The 23,853-nt window shown below is 68.6% G+C and carries 24 protein-coding genes; 7 read left to right on the top strand and 17 right to left on the bottom strand.

Features of this window, described 5'->3' with window-relative positions; translation table 11 throughout:
- Nucleotides 1-12 precede the first annotated feature (12 nt).
- Nucleotides 13-2,040, top strand: a complete 2,028-nt coding sequence (locus ACQ7HM_RS15350) for a M13 family metallopeptidase (RefSeq protein ID WP_434217114.1) — start codon at nucleotides 13-15, stop codon at nucleotides 2,038-2,040.
- Between the two features lie 13 nt (nucleotides 2,041-2,053).
- Here the strand turns inward: ACQ7HM_RS15350 and ACQ7HM_RS15345 are convergent, their stop codons facing one another.
- From ACQ7HM_RS15345 to ctaD, 6 genes are all read right to left on the bottom strand, one after another.
- Nucleotides 2,054-2,881, bottom strand: a complete 828-nt coding sequence (locus ACQ7HM_RS15345) for an NUDIX hydrolase (RefSeq protein ID WP_434217113.1) — start codon at nucleotides 2,879-2,881, stop codon at nucleotides 2,054-2,056.
- Nucleotides 2,878-3,717, bottom strand: coding sequence for an ABC transporter ATP-binding protein (locus tag ACQ7HM_RS15340; RefSeq protein WP_434217485.1), 840 nt, complete (start codon nucleotides 3,715-3,717; stop codon nucleotides 2,878-2,880). The genes ACQ7HM_RS15345 and ACQ7HM_RS15340 overlap by 4 nt, the downstream gene beginning before the upstream one ends.
- A 131-nt stretch (nucleotides 3,718-3,848) precedes the next feature.
- Nucleotides 3,849-4,307, bottom strand: a complete 459-nt coding sequence (locus ACQ7HM_RS15335; protein ID WP_434217112.1) for a cupin domain-containing protein — start codon at nucleotides 4,305-4,307, stop codon at nucleotides 3,849-3,851.
- A gap of 13 nt (nucleotides 4,308-4,320) precedes the next feature.
- Nucleotides 4,321-5,115 (bottom strand): aminoacyl-tRNA hydrolase, encoded by a 795-nt coding sequence (locus tag ACQ7HM_RS15330; RefSeq protein ID WP_434217111.1) that lies wholly within the window; start codon nucleotides 5,113-5,115, stop codon nucleotides 4,321-4,323.
- Nucleotides 5,116-5,130: 15 nt separating this feature from the next.
- Complete coding sequence (serB, locus tag ACQ7HM_RS15325; protein WP_434217110.1) at nucleotides 5,131-6,354, bottom strand: phosphoserine phosphatase SerB; 1,224 nt, start codon at nucleotides 6,352-6,354, stop codon at nucleotides 5,131-5,133.
- 43 nt (nucleotides 6,355-6,397) lie between these two features.
- The gene (ctaD, locus tag ACQ7HM_RS15320) at nucleotides 6,398-8,164 is read right to left on the bottom strand and encodes an aa3-type cytochrome oxidase subunit I (protein ID WP_434217109.1); all 1,767 of its coding nucleotides are present in this window, start codon (nucleotides 8,162-8,164) and stop codon (nucleotides 6,398-6,400) included.
- Nucleotides 8,165-8,382: 218 nt separating this feature from the next.
- On the opposite strand from ctaD, the gene ACQ7HM_RS15315 reads away from it, so the two are divergent.
- Together ACQ7HM_RS15315 and ACQ7HM_RS15310 are read left to right on the top strand one after the other, a co-directional pair.
- Entirely contained in the window at nucleotides 8,383-9,363 is a 981-nt protein-coding gene (locus ACQ7HM_RS15315; RefSeq protein WP_434217108.1) for an ABC transporter substrate-binding protein, read from the top strand.
- Nucleotides 9,364-9,442: 79 nt separating this feature from the next.
- On the top strand, nucleotides 9,443-9,934 hold the full coding sequence (locus tag ACQ7HM_RS15310) for a beta-class carbonic anhydrase (protein WP_434217107.1): 492 nt from the start codon (nucleotides 9,443-9,445) through the stop codon (nucleotides 9,932-9,934).
- Between the two features lie 25 nt (nucleotides 9,935-9,959).
- Here the strand turns inward: ACQ7HM_RS15310 and ACQ7HM_RS15305 are convergent, their stop codons facing one another.
- Nucleotides 9,960-10,400, bottom strand: a complete 441-nt coding sequence (locus tag ACQ7HM_RS15305) for a MarR family winged helix-turn-helix transcriptional regulator (RefSeq protein ID WP_434217106.1) — start codon at nucleotides 10,398-10,400, stop codon at nucleotides 9,960-9,962.
- 60 nt (nucleotides 10,401-10,460) lie between these two features.
- On the opposite strand from ACQ7HM_RS15305, the gene ACQ7HM_RS15300 reads away from it, so the two are divergent.
- On the top strand, nucleotides 10,461-11,213 hold the full coding sequence (locus tag ACQ7HM_RS15300) for an SDR family oxidoreductase (protein WP_434217105.1): 753 nt from the start codon (nucleotides 10,461-10,463) through the stop codon (nucleotides 11,211-11,213).
- 89 nt (nucleotides 11,214-11,302) lie between these two features.
- On the opposite strand, the gene nrdF is transcribed toward ACQ7HM_RS15300, so the two are convergent.
- From nrdF to ACQ7HM_RS15275, 5 genes are all read right to left on the bottom strand, one after another.
- A complete protein-coding gene (gene nrdF, locus ACQ7HM_RS15295; protein ID WP_434217104.1) occupies nucleotides 11,303-12,307 on the bottom strand; it encodes a class 1b ribonucleoside-diphosphate reductase subunit beta in 1,005 nt (334 codons plus the stop codon).
- 70 nt (nucleotides 12,308-12,377) lie between these two features.
- Complete coding sequence (nrdE, locus tag ACQ7HM_RS15290) at nucleotides 12,378-14,579, bottom strand: class 1b ribonucleoside-diphosphate reductase subunit alpha (RefSeq protein WP_434217103.1); 2,202 nt, start codon at nucleotides 14,577-14,579, stop codon at nucleotides 12,378-12,380.
- A gap of 130 nt (nucleotides 14,580-14,709) precedes the next feature.
- Entirely contained in the window at nucleotides 14,710-15,183 is a 474-nt protein-coding gene (gene nrdI / locus ACQ7HM_RS15285) for a class Ib ribonucleoside-diphosphate reductase assembly flavoprotein NrdI (RefSeq protein WP_434217484.1), read from the bottom strand.
- Between the two features lie 85 nt (nucleotides 15,184-15,268).
- On the bottom strand, nucleotides 15,269-15,502 hold the full coding sequence (nrdH, locus tag ACQ7HM_RS15280; protein WP_434217102.1) for a glutaredoxin-like protein NrdH: 234 nt from the start codon (nucleotides 15,500-15,502) through the stop codon (nucleotides 15,269-15,271).
- A gap of 369 nt (nucleotides 15,503-15,871) precedes the next feature.
- Nucleotides 15,872-16,429: an NAD(P)H-dependent oxidoreductase gene (locus tag ACQ7HM_RS15275; RefSeq protein ID WP_434217101.1), complete on the bottom strand. Its 558-nt coding sequence runs from the start codon at nucleotides 16,427-16,429 to the stop codon at nucleotides 15,872-15,874.
- Between the two features lie 219 nt (nucleotides 16,430-16,648).
- Between ACQ7HM_RS15275 and ACQ7HM_RS15270 the strand changes: the two genes are divergently transcribed.
- Entirely contained in the window at nucleotides 16,649-17,254 is a 606-nt protein-coding gene (locus tag ACQ7HM_RS15270; protein WP_434217483.1) for a TetR/AcrR family transcriptional regulator, read from the top strand.
- Here ACQ7HM_RS15270 and manA read toward each other — a convergent pair.
- Genes manA through ACQ7HM_RS15255 form a run of 3 tightly spaced genes read right to left on the bottom strand, consistent with a single transcriptional unit; the run spans nucleotide 17,238 to nucleotide 21,086 of the window.
- A complete protein-coding gene (gene manA / locus ACQ7HM_RS15265) occupies nucleotides 17,238-18,551 on the bottom strand; it encodes a mannose-6-phosphate isomerase, class I (protein ID WP_434217100.1) in 1,314 nt (437 codons plus the stop codon). The two genes, ACQ7HM_RS15270 and manA, sit on opposite strands and share 17 nt — an antisense overlap.
- Nucleotides 18,551-19,663: a hypothetical protein gene (locus ACQ7HM_RS15260; protein ID WP_434217099.1), complete on the bottom strand. Its 1,113-nt coding sequence runs from the start codon at nucleotides 19,661-19,663 to the stop codon at nucleotides 18,551-18,553. The genes manA and ACQ7HM_RS15260 overlap by 1 nt, the downstream gene beginning before the upstream one ends.
- A 19-nt stretch (nucleotides 19,664-19,682) precedes the next feature.
- A complete protein-coding gene (locus tag ACQ7HM_RS15255; RefSeq protein WP_434217098.1) occupies nucleotides 19,683-21,086 on the bottom strand; it encodes a phosphomannomutase/phosphoglucomutase in 1,404 nt (467 codons plus the stop codon).
- Between the two features lie 77 nt (nucleotides 21,087-21,163).
- Here ACQ7HM_RS15255 and ACQ7HM_RS15250 point away from each other — a divergent pair, with 77 nt between their 5' ends.
- Entirely contained in the window at nucleotides 21,164-22,291 is a 1,128-nt protein-coding gene (locus tag ACQ7HM_RS15250) for a phosphatase PAP2 family protein (protein ID WP_434217097.1), read from the top strand.
- On the opposite strand, the gene ACQ7HM_RS15245 is transcribed toward ACQ7HM_RS15250, so the two are convergent.
- Nucleotides 22,271-22,726 (bottom strand): DUF3499 domain-containing protein, encoded by a 456-nt coding sequence (locus ACQ7HM_RS15245; RefSeq protein WP_434217096.1) that lies wholly within the window; start codon nucleotides 22,724-22,726, stop codon nucleotides 22,271-22,273. The genes ACQ7HM_RS15250 and ACQ7HM_RS15245 overlap by 21 nt on opposite strands.
- Before the next feature lie 97 nt (nucleotides 22,727-22,823).
- Here ACQ7HM_RS15245 and ACQ7HM_RS15240 point away from each other — a divergent pair, with 97 nt between their 5' ends.
- Nucleotides 22,824-23,339 (top strand): metallopeptidase family protein, encoded by a 516-nt coding sequence (locus ACQ7HM_RS15240; RefSeq protein WP_434217095.1) that lies wholly within the window; start codon nucleotides 22,824-22,826, stop codon nucleotides 23,337-23,339.
- 72 nt (nucleotides 23,340-23,411) lie between these two features.
- Here ACQ7HM_RS15240 and ACQ7HM_RS15235 read toward each other — a convergent pair whose 3' ends face one another.
- Nucleotides 23,412-23,768 carry a WhiB family transcriptional regulator gene (locus ACQ7HM_RS15235; RefSeq protein ID WP_434217482.1) on the bottom strand — a complete coding sequence of 119 codons (357 nt, stop codon included), beginning with the start codon at nucleotides 23,766-23,768 and terminating at the stop codon, nucleotides 23,412-23,414.
- Between the last annotated feature and the right edge of the window lie 85 nt (nucleotides 23,769-23,853).

Raw genomic sequence — 23,853 nt, 5'->3', positions numbered from 1 at the left:
CGGGACCCACTCGTGCTGGGACGCCGGGCGTTCCTCGCCTCGGTGGGCGGTGTGGTGGCTGCGGGGTTCCTGTCCGCGTGCGGTGACGACTCGACGCCGCGGCCCACCATCACCCCCGACCTCTCCGGCGCCGACACCACCGTCCGGGTGCAGAACGATCTGTACCGCCACGTCAACGGGAGCTGGCTGAAGACCTATCAGATCCCCGCCGACAAGGCCGGTTTCGCGACGTTCACCGAACTCGACGACACCGCGCGGGAACAGTTGCGCGCCATCATCGAGAAGATCCCCGCCTCGGCCACCGGCGAGGACGCGAAGGTGCGTGACCTCTACGCCAGCTACATGGACACCGCGGCCATCACCGCCGCCGGGGTCGGTCCCGTCACCCCGCTCCTCGACGCCATCTCCGCGGCGCAGACCAAAACCCAACTGACGCAGGGCCTCGCGTCCCTGTCGACCGCGGGCGGCTCCGGGATCATCGATTTCTACGTCGCGCCCGACCAGGAGAACGCCACCCGATACGTCGCCAACATCGTCCAGTCCGGCATCGGTCTGCCCGACGAGTCGTATTACCGCGAGGACAGCTACGCGAAGACCCGCGCCCAGTACGTCGAGTTCCTCACGACCCTCGCCCGCGAGGCCGGGCTCGCCGACCCTGGGGGTGTCGCGACCCGCGCGATGTCCGTCGAGACCGCGGTCGCGAAGGGGCATCTCACGACCGTCGAGAGCCGCGACGCGAAGGCGACCTACAACCCGAAGACGTGGGCACAGTTCACCGCCGAGGCACCCGGGATGGACTGGGAGGCATGGCGTTCGGGTCTCGGAGCCACCGAGTCGCAGTTCTCGCGCGTGGTGCTCACCGGGAACAAGGTCAGCGCGACGGTCGGCACGGTGTGGCGCGACACCCCTATCGACACCCTGCGCGACTACATCCGCATGATCGTGCTGCGCAGCTACGCCCGCTACCTGTCACCGGCGTTCGCCGACGCCTCCTTCGACTTCTTCAGCAAGACTCTCAACGGCGTCGAGCAGCAGCCCGAGCGCTGGAAGCGCGGGGTGACGGTGGTCGACACCCTGCTCGGCGAGGCGTTGGGCAAGAAGTATGTGAAGCAACACTTCTCGTCGACCGCGAAGTCCGACGCCAAGAAGCTGGTCGGCAACCTGCTCGAGGCGTACAAGCGCAGTTTCGAGAAGATCGACTGGTTCAGCGACGCGACCCGCAAGGAGGCGCTGACCAAACTGGGCAAGATCAACGTCAAGATCGGGTATCCCGACACGTGGCGCGACTACTCCGACGTGACGATCAGTCGCACCGACCTGGTGGCGAACTACCGCAACGGATACGCCTTCGAGTCCAGGCGCCAGACCGCCAAACTGGGCACGAAGGTCAACAAGGACGACTGGCAGATGACGCCGCAGACCGTCAACGCCTATTACGACCCCACCTTCAACGAGATCGTCTTCCCCGCGGCGATCCTGCAGTCCCCCTTCTTCAGTCCCGACGCCGAGATCGCGGTCAACTACGGCGGGATCGGTGCGGTCATCGGCCACGAGATCGGTCACGGTTTCGACGATCAGGGCTCGCAGTACGACGGCGACGGCAACCTGCGGGATTGGTGGACCGCGGCCGACCGCGCTGCCTTCACCACGAAGTCCGACGCCCTCATCGCGCAGTACAACACGCTGGTTCCGCAGGGACTCAAGCCCGATCAGCACGTCGACGGCGCCCTCACCGTCGGCGAGAACCTGGCCGACCTGGGCGGGTTGTCCATCGCATTGTCGGCGGCGTCGATCGCTGCGGGGTCCGACGGCCAGAAGGACTTCGACCGGACCGACGTGTTCCTGTCGTGGGCACGCATCTGGCGCAGCAAGGACCGCCCGGCCGCTCTGGCCGAGCAGCTGGCCACCGACCCGCACTCACCCGGCGAGTTCCGGTGCAATCAGGTGGTGCGCAACCTCCCCGACTTCTACTCGACGTTCGGGGTGGCCCCGACCGACGCGTTGTATCTGCCGGAGGCGCAACGGGTTCAGATCTGGTGACCCACGGCGGGGGTCACAGGTCGCCGTAACGATCCGATCCGTCGAACTCGATGCGCACCGCGGTGCCGTCGGAGATCAGTGTCGGCGTGATGGTCTCGATGGTGCGGGGTGCCGCCATGAGGTCGGCGACGGTGTCGAACCCCGCGAGATGGTCGAGTTGGGCCCACGTCGGCGGCAGCAGGAATGCCTCGCGGGCCCGCCACCGCGCCATCACGTCGTCGATGCGGTGCCACCCGGCCGAGGCGGCTTCGGTGGTGCGGTCGTCGGCGACCTGACCCGTCGGCAGCACGGCGAGGAAGAATCGGGTGTCGTAGCGACGCCGCTCGCCCAGCGGGGTGATCCAGTGCGCCAGCGGCGCGAGCAGATCGGCCCGCAACACGAGGCCGTTGTCGCGGAGGAACCCCGCGAGCGAGATCGTCTTGTCGACCAGGTCGGCGCGGGCCGGGTCGTGCGTCGAGGTGTCCGACAGCACGTCGTGTGCCCCCGACCCGGCGAGCAGCACCCCGCACTCCTCGAAGGTCTCGCGTACTGCGGCACACACCAGCGACTGCGCCAACGGCTCGCTGTCGTCTGAGCCGAATTGCTGTGCCCACCAGTCCGGTTGGGGTCCGGTCCAGGCGATGTCGGCCTCGGCGTCGCGGGGGTCGACCCCTCCGCCGGGGAACACCGTCATCCCACCGGCGAAGGCCATCTGCGCCACGCGCCGGATCAGGAACACCTCGATGCCCGGACCGTGGGTGTCGTCGGCGGGTGCATCCCGGACGAGGACCACGGTCGCGGCGTCACGGACCGGGACCGACTCGGGGTCGTCGACGGGGCGGAAGTCGCCGGGGGTGCTCATTCGCGGGCCCGCCGGTGGCCTCCCGCACGACGGGCCCGGCGGGCGAACCACCGGCCGTCGATCCGGTCGAGGGCGATGGTCTGGCTGAACGCGGCGGTGAGGTTGTCCGCGGTCAGCACGTCGTCGAGCAGTCCCTGCGCCACCACCGCGCCCTGCGACAGCAACAGCGCGTGGGTGAACCCCTCGGGGATCTCTTCGACATGGTGGGTGATCAGGACCGTGGCGGGCGCGTCGGGATCGGCGGCGAGAACGCCGAGTCGGGCCACCAGTTCCTCGCGTCCGCCGAGGTCGAGTCCCGCGGCCGGCTCGTCGAGCAGCAGCAGCTCGGGATCGGTCATGAGGGCGCGGGCGATGAGCACCCTTTTGCGTTCCCCCTCCGACAGGGTGCCGAAGCGCCGGTCGGCGAGGTGCTCGGCACCCATCGACTCCAGGGTCTCGACGGCCTGGGCACGATCGACGTCCTCGTACTCCTCACGCCAGCGGCCGAGGACCGAGTAGCCGGCGGAGATCACCAGATCGGTCACCACCTCGTGGTCGGGGATGCGTTCGGCCAGCATCGACGACGTCACGCCGATGCGCGTCGAGAGGTCGCGGATGTCGGTGTGACCGAGGCGTTCACCGAGCAGGTTCGCGGTGCCCGAGGTCGGGTGCGTCTCGGCGGCCGCCATCCGCATCAGCGACGTCTTCCCGGCACCGTTGGGACCCAGGACGACCCATCGTTCGTCGAGTTCCACCTGCCAGGTGATGGGGCCGACCAGCGTCGTCCCACCCCGGACCAGGGTGACGTCGGTGAAGTCGACGAGCAGATCGGGATCGGGCGAGGGCGGCGGGGACACATCGGCCTGGGGCTCAGCGGGGTCGGTCGCATCGGGGTCGGGCACGTTCCCATCGTGCCGCACCGCGACGCCTGTGGTGGGTTCCGACTCGGGTCGGCGACGGTTTCGCCGATCTTCGTCCGGCGAGTGCGTCAGACGAGTGCGAAGTCCGCGAAGTCGAAGCCCGGCACCACGATGCAGCTCACCAGCGAGGCCTCGTCGTCGGCCGATCGCGCGCGTTGCCAGACCCCCGGCGGGACCACGTACTGCGGGCTCTGACCGGCGACGATGTCGGGTCCGAGGACGACCGCTGTCTCGTCGGCGGGCGCGTCGCCCGTGCCTCCGAGCATCAGTTCCACCGCGGCGCCGCGGTGGTGCAACCAGATCTCGGCGCCTCGCACCGTGTGCCACGCCGACTCCGCGCCCGCGGGCAGCAGGAACAGGATGGCCGTACCCGCGGCACGGTCGCCGACATAGCCCCCGGGACCTCCGGATGTGGCCAGCACCGCTTCGGGGATCACGAGATCGCTGCGCCACGTCTCGCGAAACCAGCCGCCCTCGGGGTGCGGCCGGAGATCGAGGTGTTCAGCCCAGTCGGGGAGTTCGCTCATGCCCCGAACCCTCTCATCCCTGCGGTGCCTGTGTGCGTCGCGCCGTGCGGCCGGACGAGAAGGCGCCGCGCGCGGCGACGACCGTCACCGACCCGGGTTCGACCTCGGTGAACCCCGCGTCGCGGACGGCGATGGTGTCCCGACCGTCCGCGTCGACGGCCCGCGACCAGTCGTCGGGTGGGGCGACGGCGACCGTGAGCGGACATCCCGCACGCCACCAGGTCTCGCACTCCGCGAGCGGGTACAGCGCGGCGGCGAGCATCGCACCGTGGCCCACCTGCGCGGCGAGTTTGCCGACGGTCATGTCGAGGTGCGGGTTGACCCAGAGCACGAGTTCCTCGCCGTCCGCCGCGGGCGGCGTGAGGTCACCCTCGACGTCGGTGCCGCCGATCTGCAGTCGCGCGATGCGGCGGTCGAGACCACCGACGGGTCCCGGCACGATCGCGCGGGCCTGCGCGGCACCCGCGGTGACGGTGAGGCCGTCGACCTCGGCCGCCGCGACCCAGTGCGCGCCACGCGCGCGTCGACTGATCTTGCGGATCCGGGCGCCACACCATCCGGCGACGGGATCGTGCCACGGACCGGGCCCGATGTCACCGTCGGCATCCCACTCCGGGTCGACGCGCTCGTCGAGGCAGAGCAGCACGCTCGCGCGGGCGGCCGCGGTGAGGAGGTCACGACGGGGCGGCGGGTCACCCTTCTCGATCCGGAGCACGAGCGGCATCGCGAGGACCCGGCTCGGGTCGGCGGGGTCGGGGGCACCACCGTGCCGCCGCGACAGCAGTCGATACCGGTCGGCGAAGGTCATGGGTGTGTGCGCCGGTCAGGCGAGGGGGACGCGACGCAACATGCCGTCGAGGGCGTCGGCGGCCTCGATCTCGTCGCGCGTGACGCCCAGGATGAACAGCACGGCGTCGAGGAACGGGTGCGACAGGGCGGCGTCGGCGACCTCCTGCAGCGCGGGTTTGGCGTTGAACGCGATCCCGAGGCCGGCGACGGTCAGCATGTCGATGTCGTTGGCGCCGTCGCCGACGGCGACGGTCTGCTCCATCGGCACGCCGACCTGATCGGCGAACGCGCGCAACGCGATGGCCTTGCCGGGACGGTCGACGACCTCACCGATCACCCGGCCGGTGAGCTTGCCGCCGACGATCTCGAGGGTGTTGGCGCGCACGAAGTCGAGTTCGAGGTCGTGGGCGAGCGGATCGATCACCTGCCGGAAGCCGCCGGAGACCACACCGCAGTGATAACCGAGGCGATGGAGTGTGCGGATGGTGGTCCGTGCGCCCGGCGTGAGTTCGAGTGACGCAGCGACCTCGTCGATCACCGAGGCGTCGAGTCCGGCGAGGGCGGCGACACGCTGGTGCAGGGACTCGGCGAAGTCGAGTTCGCCGCGCATGGCCGCCTCGGTGACCGCGGCGACCTCGGCCTCCCGGCCGGCCTTCGCGGCGAGCATCTCGATGACTTCGCCCTGGATGAGGGTCGAGTCGACGTCGAACACGATGAGCCGCTTGGCGCGACGCGCGAGACCGGCGCGCTCCACGGCGACGTCGATGCCGTGGCGTGTCGCGATCTTGGCCAGTCCCTTGCGCAGGGCGGCGTCGGCGGCGACGTCGTCGCGGCTGACGCTGATGAGCAGTTCCAGCCCGGTCAGCGGGTAGTCGGCGATTCCGCGGATCGAGTCGATGTTGCCGCCCTGGGCGGCGAGATCGGTGGCGACGGCGCTGAACGCGCGGGCGGTCACCGGGTTGCCCAGCATGACCACCGCGTGCGACGACACCGTCCGCACGCCCGGGTCGGCGCCGACATCGACGCTGACATCCATGTCGATGGAGCTCATCGCCTGTTCGACGGTGTCCTGCAGGCTCTCCGGATCGCCGGAGCACAGCACCAACACCCCGAGGGTGAGACGCCCACGGATGACGACCTGTTCGACGTCGAGGAGGTCGACACCGTGGCGAGACAGCGCACCGAGCAGTACCGAGGTGACACCCCGACGATCCGGACCTGTCACGGTGATGAGCACAGCCGTACCCGGCGAGGTCATCGGAGTGTCTCCATCGGCGCCCGACGCGGGGTCGGGTGACATGTCAGCTCGGGTCGGAATCCGCCGACGACTCGTGCGAGCCCACGGTGACCGGATCGCGCTTCGCCTCTTCCATGTGCTTGCTCGCCTGGCCGACGTGCGCCTCGGCGTGCATCCGCTCGATCATGTGCGGGTAGTGCAGCTCGAACGCCGGTCGCTCCGAACGGATCCGGGGCAGCTCGGTGAAGTTGTGGCGCGGCGGCGGGCAGCTGGTGGCCCACTCGAGCGAGTTGCCGAAGCCCCACGGGTCGTCGACGGTGACGACCTCGCCGTAGCGGTAGCTGCGGAACACGTTCCACAGGAAGGGCAGTGTCGACAGACCCAGGATGAAGGCACCGACCGTGGACACGACGTTGAGCGTCGTGAACCCGTCCGACGGCAGGTAGTCGGCGTAGCGACGCGGCATGCCCTCGTTGCCCAGCCAGTGCTGCACGAGGAAGGTCGCGTGGAAACCGATGAACGTGAGCCAGAAGTGGATCTTGCCCAGCTTCTCGTCCATCATGCGGCCGGTCATCTTCGGGAACCAGAAGTAGATGCCCGCGTAGGTGGCGAACACGATGGTGCCGAAGAGGACGTAGTGGAAGTGCGCCACCACGAAGTAGCTGTCGGACAGGTGGAAGTCCAGCGGCGGGCTGGCGAGCAGCACACCGGTGAGTCCACCGAAGAGGAACGTCACGAGGAAGCCGACGGAGAAGAGCATCGGCGTCTCGAACGTCAGATGGCCCTTCCACATCGTGCCTATCCAGTTGAAGAACTTGACCCCCGTGGGCACCGCGATCACGAACGTCATGAAGGCGAAGAACGGCAGCAACACCGCGCCGGTGGCGTACATGTGGTGCGCCCACACCGCGACCGACAGCGCCGCGATGGCGAGGGTCGCGTAGATCAGCGTGGAGTAGCCGAAGATCGGCTTGCGGGAGAACACCGGGAAAATCTCCGACACGATGCCGAAGAACGGCAGCGCGATGATGTAGACCTCCGGGTGCCCGAAGAACCAGAACAGGTGCTGCCAGAGGATCACGCCGCCGTTGGCGGGATCGTAGAGATGGGCGCCGAATTGACGGTCGACCTCCAGACCCATCAGCGCAGCGGTGAGCAGCGGGAACGCGAGCAGGATCAGGACGCTGGTCACGAGGATGTTCCACGTGAAGATCGGCATGCGGAACATCGTCATGCCGGGTGCACGCAGGCAGACCACGGTGGTGACCATGTTGACCGCGCCGAGGATGGTGCCGAGACCGCCGACCGCGAGGCCCATGATCCACAGATCGGCGCCCGCGCCGGGTGAGTGGATGGCGTCGGTCAGCGGGGTGTAGGCGGTCCATCCGAAGTCGGCGGCACCACCGGGGGTGATGAAGCCGGCCAGCACGATGAGGCCACCGAAGAGGAACAGCCAGTAGCTGAAGGCGTTGAGGCGCGGGAACGCCACGTCGGGCGCGCCGATCTGCAGCGGCAGCACCACGTTGGCGAAGCCGATGACGATCGGGGTCGCGTAGAGCAGCAGCATGATCGTGCCGTGCATCGTGAACAGCTGGTTGTACTGCTCGGTGGAGAGGAACTGCATGCCCGGGTGGGCGAGCTCGCCGCGGATCAGCAGGGCCATGAGGCCGCCGATCAGGAAGAACGCGAAACACGTGACGAGGTACATGATGCCAAGCATCTTGTGGTCGGTCGTCGTGATCATCTTGTAGATGAACGACCCCTTGGCACCCGTGCGGTCGGGGTAGGCCCTAACCGGAGCCACCTGGGTGGGCTGGTCTACGGCGGTCACAGATCCTCCTGCCTGCGCGCGGCCCGAGAGCCCGCGACAACAAAGTGCACTGGGTTGATCGTAAACCCTCAGACCCCTCTGAGCCGAGCGGGTCCTACGTTCTGTCGTACTACGGAGGCGGCCCGCGCGGCGGAGCCACGGGACGATCCGGACACGGTGCTAGCGTGAGCGTCGACATGAGGGTGGTCGACCCTCGGGCCCGGAGCGGAAGACTGCAGGTGAACGGTATTTCCAAGCGTCGATCGACGATCGTGGCGGCACTCGCGGTCGCGACCGCGACGGCCCTGACCGTGACGGCGTGCGGCGACACCGGCACCCCGCCCGGAGAGGGCAACGTCACCACCACGACGACCAAGATCGCCAACGCGTACCTCGTCGCTCCCGAACGCAACTTCGACAACGCCTGCGGCGCACCGTCGACACCCGACTCCGGGCAGTCCGATGTCGCCCGTATCGCGGTCACCGATCCCGCCCTGCTCGACGCCGTCTGCGCCCTCGGGATCCAGTCGAAGGTGGTGGCGGTCGCCGCCGAGCGCGGATCCATCGCCCGCAACCTCGGCCCCTCCGTGTTGTCGCTGCCCACGATCGGTACGAACCCGTCGCCCGCCGCGGCGCGCGCCGCCGACGCCGATGTCGTCCTCGGATACGACGCATCCCGCGCGACCGCGTTCGGCGGCCGAGCGGTCACCATCGACCGCACCCTGGGGTGGCGCGAACAGTTCGCCGCCGTCGCCGACGGACTGGGCCGCGGCGAGACCGGGCAACGGCGCCTCGACACCTTCGCCGAGCAGGCCCGCCGCGCCGGATTGCGCGTCGACGCCTCTCACTCGCAGGTCGGGCTGGTGCGCTTCGGTGAGAACAGCGAGACCATCGAGGGCACCGGATCGTTCGCGGGCACCATCCTGTCGGCGATGGGTGTCCAACGTCCGGCGACGCAACGCGGCGCCGGAGCGATCACGGTGAACGACGACAACTTCACCGACGCCGACGCCGACCTCATCTACGTCAGTTTCCGGACGAAGGCCGCCCAGGAACACGGCTCGTCGGTGATGCGCAGCGACAAGTGGCTCGACATGGGAGCCCCCGGATACAACCGCGTCCTCGTGGTCGACGACGACATCTGGTACGGCACCGGCGGTCTCGCCGCGGCAGCGGTCGTACTGGGCGACGCGACCCGCTCGCTCAACTCCTCGAGCTGACCCTCGCGGCCCGGGCACCCTTTGACGCCGGGTGACCGCAACGGTGTCGCCCGGATCATGCACGCATCAGCATGAGCTCATGACCGTCACCGATGACCTGCTGAGCAACAACGCCGACTACGCCGCCGGCTTCTCCGGCCCGCTCCCCCTGCCCCCGAGCAAGCACGTCGCGGTTGTGGCCTGCATGGACGCGCGGCTCAACGTGTACGGGATCCTCGGCCTCGAGGAGGGCGAGGCGCACGTGATCCGCAATGCGGGCGGTGTCATCACCGACGACGAGATCCGCTCGCTCGCGATCAGCCAACGACTCCTCGGGACGACCGAGATCATCCTCATCCATCACACCGACTGCGGGATGCTCACCTTCACCGACGACGAGTTCAAGCGCGGCATCCAGGACGAGATCGGCCAGAAGCCGGCGTGGTCGGCCGAAGCGTTCCCCGATCTCGACGAGGACGTCAAGCAGTCTCTCGCCCGCATCGAGAACAGCCCGTTCGTCACCAAGACGACCTCGCTGCGCGGGTTCGTCTTCGACGTCGCCACCGGCAAGCTCACCGAGGTCACCCGCTAGCAACCAGCTCTGCTGCCGCACACGCTCAGTCGGCCAGAAGTGACTCGAAGGCCGACGCCAGTGCCGCGCGCTGGTCAGCCGTCACCTTGTCGGTGAGGTTCGCCCGGATCGAGGCGGCGTGCGCTGGTCGTGCCGGAGTGAGCGCGCGCTCCCCGACCTCGGTGATGCTCACCGTGACCGAGGGGGTGTCGCCGACACTGCGCGCCACCAGATCTCGCTTCTCCATGCGGGTGATCTGGTGCGAGACCCGACTCTTGTTCCACCGCATCGATGTGGCCAGCTCCCCCTGGCGCAGCGTTCCGTGGCCGAGGTCGACCAGACGCGTCAGCACCCCGAACTCCGCCCCGGTCAGATCCGACGCCGCGAGGATGTCGCGCTCCACCGCGGCGTTCACCTTCTCCCCGACCAGCTTGAACTGGTGCCACAGCGCGAGTTCCGTCGGCGTGAGGCGAGCGCTCGATGTCATGAGGCCACCGTATCGACCGCAGGGTTGTCACGACAACCATGCCGACCTATCGTGGTTGTCATGACAACCCGCGCTCCTGCTCCTGGCCCTGCCCCTGCCATCGTCACCGGCGCTTCCCGATCGATCGGCCGCGCCATCGCCGAGCGCCTCGCACGTGACGGCCACCCCGTGGTGGTGAACTACTCCCGCGACGCGGGTGGGGCCGATGAGACGGTGCAATCGATCGTCGCGGCCGGCGGCAGAGCGATCGCCACCCGGGGAGACGTCGCGTCGCCGACGGACGTGGAGGAGCTGTTCGCCACGGCACGAACAGAATTCGGCGCCGTCGGGATCCTCGTCAACAACGCCGGCGTCAGCGTCCTGGGTGAGCTGTCCGAACTCGACGACAACGCCTATGACCGTGTCTTCGACGTCAGCACACGGGGCACGTACAACGGAGTGCGTTCAGCAGCCAGGCATCTGGCCGACGGCGGTCGGATCGTCAACCTGTCGAGCACCGCCGTGGCGGTCACGACGCCGCGGATGGGCGTCTACCTCGCGGCGAAGGCCGCGGTGGAGACGTTCACCCGGGTCGCGGCGAAGGAGCTGGCATCGCGCGGGATCACCGTCAACGCGGTCGCGCCGGGACTGGTGCGGTCCGAGATGTTCGCCGACGGCAAGACCCCCGAGCAGCTCGCCGCCATCGAGAAGGCCTCCCCCGCCGGCCGACTCGGCGGCGTCACCGAGATCGCCGACGCCGTCGCCCTGCTCACGTCATCGGAGGCGAGCTGGATCAGCGGTCAGATCGTCCGCGTCAACGGTGGCGTCGCCTGAACGACGACACGCCCCGGCCGTGGCCGGGGCGTGTCGCAGCAAGTGGAGCGTGTGTCACCGGGACTCTAGAAATCCCAGCCGAAGGCTGCCTAGAAGTCCCAGTCGTCGTCCTCGGTGTTGACGGCCTTGCCGATGACGTACGAGCTTCCCGACCCGGAGAAGAAGTCGTGGTTCTCGTCGGCGTTGGGTGACAGCGCCGAGAGGATCGCCGGGTTCACGTCGGTCTCGTCGCGCGGGAACATCGCCTCGTAGCCCAGGTTCATCAGGGCCTTGTTGGCGTTGTAGCGCAGGAACTTCTTGACGTCCTCGGTGAGACCGACCTCGTCGTAGAGGGTCTCGGTGTAGTCGGTCTCGTTGTCGTAGAGCTCGAACAGCAGCTCGAAGGTGTAGTCCTTGAGCTCCTGGCGACGCTCGGGGGTGCACACCTCCAGCGCACGCTGGTACTTGTAGCCGATGTAGTACCCGTGCACGGCCTCGTCGCGGATGATCAGACGGATGAGATCGGCTGTGTTGGTGAGCTTTGCGCGGCTCGACCAGTACATCGGCAGGTAGAAGCCCGAGTAGAACAGGAACGACTCGAGCAGCGTCGAGGCGACCTTGCGCTTGAGCGGGTCGTCGCCACGGTAGTAGTCCATGACGATGTTCGCCTTGCGCTGGACGTTGACGTTCTCCTCCGACCAGCGGAACGCCTCGTCGATGTCCTTGGTGGAGCACAGCGTCGAGAAGATCGAGCTGTAGGACTTGGCGTGCACCGACTCCATGAACGCGATGTTGGTGAGCACCGCCTCCTCGTGTGGGGTGGCCGCATCGGGGATCAGCGACACCGCACCGACGGTGCCCTGGATGGTGTCGAGCAGCGTCAGGCCGGTGAACACCCGCATGGTGAGCTGCTTCTCGAGATCGGTGAGCGTGCCCCACGACGGGATGTCGTTGGACACCGGCACCTTCTCGGGCAGCCAGAAGTTGCCGGTCAGCCGCTCCCAGACCTCGGCGTCCTTCTCGTCGGGCACCCGGTTCCAGTTGATCGCCGACACACGGCTGACCAGCTTGATGGGCGCCCCGTCGGCGGGTGAATGGCTCTGTGTGGAGGTCATCGTGCGCTCCTGATGATCGGTTCGGTCGGGAAACTGGCTGCGAGACTGGGGTTCACGGACATGCGGGGAGTCACAACATGCACGAGACGCAACCCTCGACCTCGGTGCCCTCGAGCGCGAGCTGACGCAGGCGGATGTAGTACAGCGTCTTGATGCCCTTGCGCCATGCGTAGATCTGCGCCTTGTTGACGTCGCGGGTGGTGGCGGTGTCCTTGAAGAACAGGGTCAGGCTCAGGCCCTGATCGACGTGCTGCGTCGCCGCGGCGTAGGTGTCGATGATCTTCTCGTAGCCGATCTCGTACGCGTCCTGGTAGTAGTCCAGGTTGTCGTTCGTCATGTACGGCGCCGGGTAGTACACGCGGCCGATCTTGCCTTCCTTGCGAATCTCGACCTTCGCGGCCACCGGGTGGATCGAGCTGGTGGAGTGGTTGATGTAGCTGATCGATCCGGTCGGCGGCACCGCCTGCAGGTTCTGGTTGTAGATGCCGTGCTCGCGCACCGATGCCCGCAGCTGACGCCAGTCGTCCTGCGTCGGGATGTGCACGCCTGCCTCGGAGAACAGCTCGGCGACACGTGCGGTGGCCGGCTCCCAGGCGCGGTCGGTGTACTTGTCGAAGAACTCGCCGCTGGCGTACTTCGACTTCTCGAAGCCGCCGAACGACTGGCCGCGCTCCTGGGCGATGAGGTTCGAGGCGCGTAGCGCGTGGAACAGCACCGTGTAGAAGTAGATGTTCGTGAAGTCGATGCCCTCCTCGCTGCCGTAGTAGACGCGCTCACGGGCGAGGTAGCCGTGCAGGTTCATCTGACCGAGGCCGATCGCGTGAGAGCTGTTGTTGCCCTCCTGGATCGACGGGACCGAGGTGATCGCGGTCTGGTCGCTCACCGCGGTGAGTCCACGGATCGAGGTCTCGATGGTCTGCCCGAAGTCGGGCGAGTCCATCGTCTTCGCGATGTTCAGCGACCCCAGGTTGCACGAGATGTCCTTGCCCACCGTGGAGTAGGACAGGTCGTCGTTGAACGTCGACGCGGTCGAGACCTGCAGGATCTCCGAGCACAGGTTCGAGTGGGTGATCTTGCCGTCGATCGGGTTGGCGCGGTTCACCGTGTCCTCGAACATGATGTACGGGTAGCCCGACTCGAACTGCAGCTCGGCGAGGGTCTGGAAGAACTCGCGCGCCTTGATCTTGGTCTTGCGGATCCGACGGTCCTCGACCATCTCGTGGTACTTGTCGCTCACGTTGATGTCGGCGAACGGCACCCCGTAGACGCGCTCGACGTCGTACGGGCTGAACAGGTACATGTCGTCGTTGCGCTTGGCCAGCTCGAAGGTGATGTCGGGGATCACGACACCCAGCGACAGCGTCTTGATGCGGATCTTCTCGTCGGCGTTCTCACGCTTGGTGTCGAGGAAGCGGTAGATGTCGGGGTGGTGCGCGTGCAGGTACACCGCGCCGGCACCCTGACGCGCGCCGAGCTGGTTGGCGTAGCTGAACGAGTCCTCGAGCAGCTTCATGATCGGGATGACGCCCGAGGACTGGTTCTCGATCTTCTTGATCGGTGCGCCGTGCTCACGGATGTTGCTGAGCAGCAACGCGACTCCGCCGCCGCGCTTGGACAGCTGCAGCGCGGAGTTGATCGAACGGCCGATCGACTCCATGTTGTCCTCGATGCGGAGCAGGAAGCACGAGACCGGCTCGCCACGCTGCTTCTTGCCCGAGTTGAGGAAGGTCGGGGTGGCCGGCTGGAAACGGCCCGAGATGATCTCGTCGACGAGGTTGCGCGCGAGGTCGGTGTCGCCGTCGGCCAGCGTCATGGCGACCATGCAGACACGGTCCTCGAAGCGCTCGAGGTAGCGCTTCCCGTCGAACGTCTTGAGCGTGTACGAGGTGTAGTACTTGAACGCCCCCAGGAAGGTGGGGAACCGGAACTTCTTCTTGTAGGCGTAGCCGAAGAGGTCCTTGACGAACTCACGGTCGTAGCGCTCGAGGACCTCGGGCTCGTAGTAGTTCTCCTCCACGAGGTAGTCGAGCTTCTCGTCGAGATCGTGGAAGAAGACGGTGTTCTGGTTGACGTGCTGCAGGAAGTACTGGTTGGCCGCCTCCCGATCCTTCTCGAACTGGATCTTGCCGTCCGCGTCGTACAGGTTGAGCATCGCGTTGAGCGAGTGGTAGTCCATCTCGGCAGGCTCGTGCCCGGCCGGGCCCGGGTGCACTCCCGAGTTGCTCGCCGAGGCGTCGGTCGCGTCTTTGACGGGGGTAACGGTTGGCGACACTGGAGTGCTCCTGTTTTCGGGGGTGGCGTACGAGATGGGAGGCATCACGCGGGGGGACGTGACGAGAAGCTTTGTGTACGAGTCGATCTGACCGACGGCGGCCCGCTTCCGCAGGGCGCGGCGCCGACCGTCAGCAGGCGGTGGGCACGCCGGCGAGCAGTGGTCGCCGGTCGGCGGCGAATCGCGCCAGACCGGCGCGGACCCGCTCGACGTCCTCGGCGGTGCCCATCAGTTCGAAGCGGTAGAGGTACGGGACACGGCACTTGGCCGCGATGACATCTCCGGCGTGGCAGAACTCCTCGCCGAAGTTCGTGTTCCCCGCGGCGATGACACCGCGGATCAACGAACGGTTGTGCTCGTCGTTCAGGAACCGGATGACCTGCTTGGGCACGAAGCCCCCGGTCGCGCGGATCGGGCCGTCGCCGGCGTCGGACGGCTTGCCGCCGCCGTAGGTCGGGCAGATCAGCACGTACGGCTCGTCGACGGCGAGGGTGCCTGCGGTCACCGGGATCCGCACCGACCGCATCCCCAGCTTCTGCACGAACCGGTGTGTGTTCTCCGAGACGCTCGAGAAGTACACGATCAACGGGTCGGGCGAGATCACCGGGGACTCGGCGTTCACGGGGAGGTCGGGGGTCGTGACGGGCACGATGGACCTCCTCGAGCGGGTGGGACGGTGAACGGAGCGATCAGGCGGCGACGGTGGCGAGCGCCTTGATGCGGTCGGGACGGAAGCCCGACCAGTGATCGTCGCCGACCACCACGACGGGCGCCTGGAGGTAGCCCAGCGCCATCACGTAGTCGCGGGCCTCGTCGTCGACGCTGATGTCGACGATGTCGTACTCCAGCCCCTGCTTGTCCAATGCCTTGTAGGTGGCATTGCACTGAACACATGCCGGCTTGGTGTAGACGGTGATGCCCATGGATTTCTCCTCGAGATAGTGACGCTGCGGTGGTCGCGACGGTGATGACAACGGCCCGGGGTGGAGCGGTGATGACAGTGGTGTGATTCGGGCGAGAGGGGGTCGTCGTGACTCATGGCTGACGTGGTCTCTCGGTCTGCAAAACACTACACCTAGTGGGTGACATCTGTCAGCAACACAACAGCTTGCGAATGACATTCATGGAAGTCCCAGGTCGCAGCCCTTTCGCCCGATGCGCCGTCGGCGTGTCGCACGTCACAGTAGGCCGGACATACGACAGTGGCGGCACCACATGTCGTGATGCCGCCACAGCGTCTGCGCCGACGATCCCCCACCGCGCTGCGGACAGGGGTCACCGAGGGGCTCGGGTCAGGCCGCGACACCCACCGCATGGGTGAGGTCGGCGACCGCGTCACGTACCTGCGCGACGATCTCGGGAACCTGCGAGACGGTCCGCTCACCCAATTCCGAGGTCGCGACACCCACCTCGACGCTCTCCACGACGCGGCCGCCGGCGACACCGAGCGACTTGCGCGCGTCGTCCTGCGACCACTTCCCGGCATACCGACCCAGCGACGCGCCGATGGCCGCCACGGGCTTGTCCTTCAACGCACCGGCGCCGTAGGGCCGCGACGCCCAGTCGATGGCGTTCTTGACGACCGCGGGCATCGTGCCGTTGTACTCCGGCGTCACGATCAACACCGCGTCGGCGGCGTCGATGGCCGCACGGAGATCCGCCACCGCCGGGTCGAGGGGCTCGACATCGAGATCCTCGTTGTAGAACGGCACCGCCGCGAGTCCCTCCACGATCTCCACGTGCACCGACTCCGGCGCCGTCGCCGCAGCGACCTCTGCCAGTTGCCGGTTGATCGATCCCGCCCGGAGGCTTCCCACCAACACCGCGATCCGCGTCGTGTTCTCCGACACCGTCACCACTCCTCGTTCTCAGTCCGTCGTGTGTTCTCTGGTACTCGTGCCGCACTGCACCGCCGTGCAAACGGACCAGAGTCCGAATACATTCCCCGCGGGGTGGCCCGATACGCTCGGGGAGTGTCAGGTGAACGCACGTCCAGTACCGGCGACGCCGTGGGCGACCCCACGCAGCGCCCTCGTGCGCGCTCCGCGGCACCGCTCCCGGACCTGCCGATGGGCACCACCGCGCTGCCGATGGCCGGGCCCGGCGAGGGGGAACGTGCCGACGCCGGACGCAACCGACTGCTGCTCCTCGACGCCGCGAAGCGCCTGATCGACAACCACGGCGCCGCCGCGGTGACGATGGACGAGGTGGCCCGTGCCGCCGGCGTCGGCAAGGGGACGGTGTTCCGCCGCTTCGGCAGCCGCGCCGGCCTGATGCTCGCGCTCCTCGACCATTCCGAATCCGAGATGCAGCGCGCCTTCATGACCGGCCCTCCTCCCCTGGGTCCCGGCGCCGCACCACGCGACCGGCTCGTCGCCTACGGTCTCGCCCGGCTGGCCATGGTCTGCGCCCATCTCGACGTCCTGGTCGAGGCCGACGACGCGGCCGGACCGGACCGCCTGTCGCACCCCGCCCGACAGGTGTCGGTCATGCACGTCCGGGCGCTGTTGCGCGACATGGGATTCGCGCCCGTGGACGAGGCGTTGAGCCTCGCGGTGCTCGCACCGCTCGAGGCCGCCGCCATCCACCACCTGACCGAACACGAGGGGCTGACGATCGACGAGATCGGTCACCAATGGGAGCGGTTGGTCGGCTCGCTCACGTCCGGGAGCTGAGCCCCGCACCGCCGGACGACCGCTCGGCACCGGCGTGGGCCCGGTCCTCGGCTCCGCCCGCGACCGGCCGGGGGGAGGGCACCAACGCGCGGAAGAACACCGCCGCACTCGACGCCGCGCGCACCACCACGTCGGGGTCGGCGTCGCCGAGCCAGAGCGAGTGTCCCGCCGAGACCGACACCACCTGACCGGTGTGCGAACGCACCTCGATCGTCCCGTCGATGACCGTGAGGATCTGCGGACCCGCGGCGTCGAGCGAGATCGACGACGACCGCTGCAGACCGGTCCCGTCGAGATCGATCCGCGAGAGCCGGAACTCCGGCGCGGGGGTGCTGTAGATCTTCTCGGCGCCGAGGACGTGGATGTGCGGGTGCAGGTCGGCCGGGGCCGACGGCGCGAAGTCGAGGACGGCGAGCAACTCGGGTACGTCCATGTGTTTGGGGGTCAGGCCACCGCGTAACACGTTGTCGGAGTTGGCCATCACCTCCACCGCCGTGCCCCGCAGGTAGGCGTGCAGGTTGCCCGCCCCGAGGTACAACCCCTCGCCGGGTCGCAACCGCAACCGGTTGAGCAGGAGCACGGTGAGCACCCCGGGATCCATCGGATACGCCTCGCCGAGCTCGAGGACGGTCTGCAGTTCGGTGGCGAAGCGGCGGTCACCCCGGTTGAGGTAGGCGATCGCCCCGTCGAGGACGGCGGGGATGAGCGCGTGCAGGATCGCGTCGGGCAACGTGATCCAGGTGGTGAACAGGGCACGCAACCCGTGCGAATCCGGTTGTCCCGCCAACAGACCCAGGTAGGGGTCGAGCTCGGCGACCTGCAGATCGCGCAGGAGGTCGACGGTGGTGGCGGGCTCCCGGAACCCGGCGAGGGCGTCGAACTCGGTGAGCGCCACCACCAATTCGGGTTTGTGGTTGTCGTCGCGGTAGTTGCGGTCCGGTGCGTCGAGGGCGATGCCGGCCGCGTTCTCCCGGGCGAACCCGGCGCGCGCCTGCGCCAGGGTGGGATGGGCCTGCAACGACAGGGGTTCGTCGGCCGCGAGCACCTTGAGCAGGAACGGCAACCGGTTGCCGAAGGTGTCTGCGCACGCCGGGCCCAGTTGCGCGGCGGGGTCGGTCTCGATCACCGACAACAGGTCCACGTCCTCGTCCAGCGCACGGGCCGGGGCGGCGGGGTGGGCACCGAACCACAGTTCGGCCTCGGGATGCGCCGAGGGTGTCGGCAGCCCCCGCAGCGCCGCCAGGGCGGTTCGCGATCCCCAGGCGTAGGGCCGCACGACCCCTTCGAGCACGTGCATCACACCGCCCCGATCAGCCGCAGGTAGACCGCTGCCATCTCGATCCGCAACGCCGCCAGCAGCAACGGCGCGATGTCCGCGGGGGTGTCGATCCCCTCGACACCGGCGGGGGCGCCGGGTTCGAGAGGAGCGGGCCCGGTGTCGCCGGCGGGACCGACCTCCACCACGTCGGCGTCGCTCAGCACCGACATCCGCTGGTGCAGCGACCACTCGCGACCCGGGGTGGTGATGACCTGCACCCGCACGGCCGGACCGCCTGCGGGACCGTCGAATTCGGGGTCGTGGAAGATCGAGTCGACCTCGCCCGAGGCCTCCGGTCGGGCGGCCTGGGCGGCGACGGCCTCCACGAGATCGCATCCGACGCTGCCCACACCGGCCACGGCGTGCAGCGTGCGCGAGGCGTGTACGGCGAGCACCGTCGACGCCGGGGTGTCCCCCGCCCACGTGACGGGTCGCCCGGAGATCCGCGACGCCAGACCCTTCGCCGCGTTGTGGAAGACCTCGTTGTCGGGGTGGGCGGCGCCGGCCTCGTCGTCGAGGGCCTCGGCCAGCGCCGAGAGGTCGAGGTCGGGCCCGGCGGTGCGTACCGCGCGCAGAGCACGGATCACCGAACTCAGTGCGACGACATGACCGACGAACCGGAACTCCGGCCGCACCGGCACCCGGGGTGACAGATCGAGCGCCGATCCCGCCGCGGCGTCACGGATCGGACCCTCCATGGGTGCGTCGATGACGACCTCGGCACGCCGACGCACCGATCGTGCCGCGGCGTCGGCGAGCGCCATGTCTCCGGCGTCGTCGCCGGACACCACGACGACGTCGAGCGGCCCGATCCATCCGGGGAGGCTGTCGGCGACCACGACCGGCACGTCGGTACGGGCGGCGAGGGTCGCCACGACGAGATCGGCGGCCCGGCGCGCCGTCCCGTGACCGGTCACGATCACCACCGCGCGGGGCCGCAGATCGGCGAGGGGTGCCAGCACCTGCTCGTCGACGGCGGCGGCGACGGCCCGCACCTGAGCCCCGGCGAGCGCCGCGGCGCGCAACAACCCGTGGACGTCGGCGGACTGCAGCCGCGTGACGTCGTCGAGGTCGGGTGCGCCGGTGAGCATCAGATCAGCTTATCGGCGCTCACGGACGGACGATGGCGAGAATGCGGTCCACGAGCTGATCGACACGTGCGGCGTCGGCGGCCTCGGCGTTCAGGCGCAGCAGGGGTTCGGTGTTGGAGGCACGCAGGTTGAACCACGATCCGTCGGCGAGGCTCACCGTGACACCGTCGAGCGAGTCGACGTCGGCGGTCTCGGAGGTGAAGTCGGCGACCACCGCCGCGGTGCTCGCGGCGGCGTCGGCGACGGTCGAGTTGATCTCGCCGGAGGCGTGGTACCGCTCGTAGGCGGCGAACAGCTGCGACGCGGGGACGTCGGTCTCGCCGAGAGCGGCGAGCACGTGCATCGCGGCGAGCATGCCGGAGTCGGCGCCCCAGAAGTCGCGGAAGTAGTAGTGCGCGGAGTGCTCGCCACCGAACACCGCGCCGGTCTGCGCCATCTGCGCCTTGATGAACGAGTGGCCGACCCGCGTCCGCACGGGCGTCCCGCCGAGTTCGCTGACCAACTCGGGAACGGCGCGGGAGGTGATGAGGTTGTGGATGATCGTCGCGCCCGGGTTCTTCGCGAGTTCGCGCGCGGCGACCAGGCCGGTCACCGCCGACGGGGAGACGGGGTCGCCCTTCTCGTCGACGACGAAACAGCGGTCGGCGTCGCCGTCGAAGGCCAGCCCGATGTCGGCGCCGGTCTCGCGGACGTAGGCCTGCAGATCGACGAGGTTCGCCGGGTCGAGCGGGTTCGCCTCGTGGTTGGGGAAGGTCCCGTCGAGTTCGAAGTAGAGTGAACGCACAGTGAACACCGGGGAATCACCCAGGACCGCCGGGACGGTGTGTCCGCCCATGCCGTTCCCCGCGTCAACCGCGACCGTCAGCGGTCTACTACCGGAGAGATCGACGAGTTCGTGGAGATACGCCGCATAGTCCATGAGGACGTCCTGCTCGCTGATGGTGCCGCGCGCACCGTCATGGGGCGCCGTCCCGGAGACGAGTTCGGCCGCGATCGTCGCCAGTCCCGTGTCCTGTCCGACCGGCTTGGCGCCGGCCCGGCACAGCTTGATGCCGTTGTACGCGGCCGGGTTGTGGCTCGCGGTGAACATGGCACCCGGCTGATCGAGACGCCCGGAGGCGAAATACAGCTGATCGGTCGACGCGAGACCGATGAGGATCACGTCCACACCCTGCTCGCACACCCCGTCGGCGAACGCCCGGGAGAGCTCGGGCGAGGAGTCGCGCATGTCGTGTCCGACGACGATCGACGTCGCGCCGTCGGCGCGCACCAGGCGGGCGAAGGCGCGTCCCACGTCGGCGACGAACGGCGCGTCGATCTGCTCGCCGACCAGGCCACGGACGTCGTAGGCCTTCACCACCGCGGCGACGGACTCGGTGGTCCGGTCGGTGGCGACGCTGCGATCCCCGGTCGGGTCAGGCACGGTGGGTCTCCTCGGTGTGACATCGGTGGTGCGGACTTCGAACTCGCAGGGGTCAGCCTAGTCGCAGGAGCCTGCCGGTGACCGACCTCCGATCCCCGCTGCAGAGCGGGCCCGACACCGGTACCCCGACATCGTCGCCGGGAGCCGTGAGGTTACGGCGGATCGCGATCGTCGTGTGGGCGTTGGTCGTTGCGACCCTCGCCGGCACGCGGGTGATGTCGTTCGGGTTCGTCCCGATCATGGCGGTGGTGGTCACCGGTCTGGCCGCGGCGAGCATCGGTCGGCGCAACCCGCTCCTGGTGCTGCGCGACTGGTTGCCGTTCGGCCTCGTGTTGTTCGCCTACGAGAGCACGCGCGGCACCGCGGCGTTCCTCGGCATGCCGACGCGATGGCATCTCGCGGTCGACGCCGATCGCTGGATGTTCGGCGTGGTCCCGACGGTGTGGCTGCAGGAACATCTCAAACACGCCGACCCGCAGTGGTGGGAGATCATCACCAGCGTCGTCTACATGTCGTATTTCATCGTCCCCTACGCCCTGGCGGGCTGGCTCTGGTTGCGCGACCGGATGGCGTGGAAGAAGTTCGTGACGCGGTTCGTCGTGCTGTTCTTCCTCGGTCTCGTCGGCTACATCCTGGTGCCGGCGGCACCTCCGTGGGCGGCGGCGCAGTGCACCGCCGAACAGGTTGTCGGCGGCCCGGCCTTCCCGCCGTGCATCACCGGTACACCCGAGAACGTCCCCGGCGGCGGGGTGTTGGGTCCGATGACCCCCGACGACCCGGCCGCGAAGCCCTTCATCGAGCGGATCTCCAGTCGCGGCTGGGACGTCCTGCACATCGGGCCGGTGCGCGACGTGATCGAGGTCGGTCAGGAACGTTCGAACCAGGTCGCCGCGATCCCGTCCCTGCACGCCGGGTTGACGGGTCTGCTGGCGATGTTCATGTGGCGACGGGTCGGTCCCCGCGGCCGGATCCTGTGGGTGGGCTACGCCGCGGCGATGGCCTTCACCCTGGTGTACTCCGCCGAGCACTATGTGTTCGACCTGATCCTGGGGTGGTCACTGGCCGCCCTCGTGATGGTCGGGTGCGCCGCCGCCGAACGCTGGTGGGCGCGACGCTCGTCTCGACGCGCCGACGTCGGTGACCACGAGGGCCGCGCCGGCGGGGAACGGAACGCGGGCGAACCGTCAGTCGATCGGGTCGGGTAGCACCCGCAGGTGCCCGCGGCGACCGGGGCGCGGTCGCGAACGCGGCGACCCCGGAGCAGCCGAACCCGTGTGTGCCGATCCCGCCGGACCCGCGCCGGTGGTCGACGACCCCACGAACGGCGACCACGATCTGATCGACTCCGATGCCGATCCGGCCGCCCGCAGGCCACCGGCCTCACGGACCGCCTCGGCGAGTGCGGTGAGATCGTCCTCGTCACCGGCAGGGGTCGCCCATCCGCCGGTGCTGCGCATCATCTCCCAGCCCCGCGGGACGGTGATGCGGCTGGCGTGGTCGTCGCAGAGATCCCACGAGTGCGGCTCGTCGGTCGAGGCGAGCGGCCCGACGACGGCGACGGACTCGGCGTAGACGAAGGTCAACGTCGCGACCGCGGGTTGGGCACAGCCGGGCCTGCTGCACTGACGGGGGAGCCTCACCCCGCGAGATTATCCCGACCGACCCCGCCGGGGCAGCAGACACACCGCCGCACGCCGTGTAGTCCGGTGGCGATCTCGGCGTGCTTACACTCTCGCCATGGCACGCAGGGTCCCTCCGGTCGTCTCCCGGCATCGTGGTTCCGCGTCGGGTCCGGGACCCACGCGGCGCCGACGTCGAGATCGTCGCGGCCGCGGCCTGCGGTCGAGTCTGCTGCCGCCGCAGGTACCCGCGGCGAACACGCGCTCGGAGTCGTTCGACCTGGTGGTGCTGGAGGCGTTCGCCGAGATCGATGCGCGGTGGCACGAACAGCTGGGCGATCTCGATCTGGCGGTCGACGAGATACCACGGGTCCTCCCCCGCGACCCCGAGACCGTGCAGTGGCCCGACGAGGTGACCGCGGACGGCGCGATCCCGCTGGCCCGGCTGCTGCCGGCGGGTATCGACGCCAACGGGCGTCCGTCGCGGGCACGGATCGTGATCTTCCGACGACCGCTGGAGAGTCGCGCGGACAAGGGAGCCGATCTGCTCGACCTCGTCCACGAGGTCCTGGTGCACCAGGTGGCGACACACCTGGGGCTCGACGAGGACACCATCGACCCCGAACCCCACTGAACCCGAACGGTTCTCGGGCTCGGCACCCCTGGTCACACCGTCAGGCGTGACACGGACGGGGCCGGCGGGAGATCAGATGATGCCGCGCTTGAGGCGCCGGCGCTCACGCTCGGACAGTCCGCCCCAGATACCGAAACGCTCGTCCTTGTGCAGGGCGTACTCGAGGCACTCGGCCTTCACCTCGCAGCCGGAGCAGATGCGCTTGGCCTCGCGGGTGGAGCCGCCCTTCTCGGGGAAGAACGCCTCGGGGTCGGTCTGCGCACACAACGCGCGGTCCTGCCACTGATCCTCGATGTCGTCGAAGAGGGCATCGAAGTCGTCGGGGACGAGGCTCAGGTGCGGGGTGGACGGCGTGGCGGGCGCGAACGCGGACTCCGCGGCGCTCGTGGCCGTCGGGTAGGCGTGGTTCGACGGGAATCCGTCACCCATCCGGTGCTCGAAAGTCATCGCCGGGCTCCTCGTGAATTCGTTTGCGGCCGCAGGACGGCCGAGGTGGGTGATGACCGTCGCCGCA

Origin of the sequence: Williamsia sp. MIQD14, from assembly GCF_051025635.1 — a bacterium.
GTDB lineage: Bacteria > Actinomycetota > Actinomycetes > Mycobacteriales > Mycobacteriaceae > Williamsia_A.
Note: the sequence above shows the minus strand (reverse complement) of the source record. Positions and strands in the feature narration are given on the sequence as shown.